This window comes from Brachyspira catarrhinii, from assembly GCF_005518285.1.
Classification (GTDB): domain Bacteria; phylum Spirochaetota; class Brachyspiria; order Brachyspirales; family Brachyspiraceae; genus Brachyspira; species Brachyspira catarrhinii.
Genome location: NZ_SJDU01000532.1, coordinates 1 through 1,233, shown reverse-complemented (window position 1 = coordinate 1,233; position 1,233 = coordinate 1). Strand labels below are relative to the sequence as shown.

The 1,233-nt window shown below is 20.3% G+C and carries 1 protein-coding gene; it reads right to left on the bottom strand.

Annotated features, from left to right (window positions below; translation table 11 throughout):
* Positions 1-181: 181 nt before the first annotated feature.
* Positions 182-1,171: a polysaccharide pyruvyl transferase family protein gene (locus tag EZH24_RS12110; protein ID WP_137999321.1), complete on the bottom strand. Its 990-nt coding sequence runs from the start codon at positions 1,169-1,171 to the stop codon at positions 182-184.
* Between the last annotated feature and the right edge of the window lie 62 nt (positions 1,172-1,233).

Genomic DNA, 1,233 nt, shown 5'->3' with positions numbered 1-1,233 from the left:
GCTAAGAAAATAAAAGAGTTCATAACTAAATAAAAATATTATTAAAGCAAAGTGTATGTTTTGTATGCTTTGCTTTTTATTTTTTAATTAAGATATTACTTTGGCTTTAATATTTGAATTTTATAATTACTAAACTTTAATTTGTAAATAAACTAATATGATCCTTTAATATAAATTAAAATTATTTTATCATATTAAGTATACGATTTCTTAATTTATCCCTATATTTTCTAATTGGAATAAACCATACTATTTTATCAATAATTTTTTTTATAAAATTTGATAATCTATTTAAATTATTATTTATTAAAATATCCCTATTGCTAATAAAATAAATATTATCTTTCATTATATCTATTTCTTCATACCCAATATTATAATATTTTTTTTCTGCATTGTTTAAGAACATCTTAATTTCTTTAAAATAATTTATTGTCAATTCTCTTGATTCAGATAAAGCATCTTTATATGTATTGCATTTATCTATATCATTTAATATATTTCCAGAATATTCTACTGGCTTGTATTTCAAATAATCAAATTTATTGGCGAATTTATCATATATAATTACTTTTTTCTTCATTAATGTTGCCCAATATGCAGCATGATAAGAATTTGTTAATATTATGTTTGAAGTTAATATAAAATTAATAATAGTTTCTATGCTATCACGATTTTCTATAGTTTCATATTCATTAAATACTTTTTTAAATCCTAAATGTTTTATTACTCCAATATCTCTTTCAATTAATCTATAATTGTTATCAAAATATGGAATCATACAAGTAGCACAAGGTACATATCTTACTTTAGATTCATGATTATAGTCTCTGATTGATAATAATTTAACATTATCTAATCTAATATTTTCTTCTATTTTGTTATAAAAATGATGTTCTTTAGGCCTTTTATGAAAACCCAATGACCAGAATATAACATTATCAGATAAATCTAATATTCTATTTATATCACGATTAAATGCTTCACAATTATCTAATAATCCACCACCGCCTATAATAACAGTATCTGATTTTTTTATAATATTAAAGTTAATATTAATAATATTGTGTATATGAATATCATATTTATACAATTCTTGAAAAAAATTATAATATCTGCATAAAATATCTCCCGTATTATTATAATCTATAAAGTGTATATAATGTAGCATATATAATCCTTTATTAAAATAACGGCTGCCTACCCTAAAAGTAAACAGCCGCTTTTATTTTT